Source organism: Vibrio sp. OPT46 (assembly GCF_015163535.1).
Classification (GTDB): domain Bacteria; phylum Pseudomonadota; class Gammaproteobacteria; order Enterobacterales; family Vibrionaceae; genus Vibrio; species Vibrio alginolyticus.
Genome location: NZ_JADDYG010000293.1, coordinates 1 through 272 on the forward strand (window position 1 = coordinate 1; position 272 = coordinate 272).

At 40.4% G+C, this 272-nt stretch carries 1 pseudogene; it reads left to right on the top strand.

What is annotated here, in order from left to right:
* Positions 1-272 (top strand): annotated as a pseudogene (gene pyrG / locus IQR33_RS13310) (CTP synthetase); the annotation flags it as partial.

The following is a 272-nucleotide window of genomic DNA, read 5'->3' on the forward strand; positions in this document are numbered from 1 at the left end:
AAAATCGCACTGTTCTGTAATGTTCCAGAAAAAGCAGTAATTTCAATGAAGGATGTAGACTCTATCTACAAGATCCCTCAGTTGATTAAATCTCAAGGTCTAGATGACCTTGTGTGTGCTCGCTTTGGCATCACAGCTCCTGAAGCTGACCTTTCTGAGTGGGAACAGGTTATTTACGAAGAAGCAAATCCTACTGGTGAAGTAACCATCGGTATGGTTGGTAAATACATTGAATTACCAGATGCATACAAATCTGTGAACGAAGCGCTTAA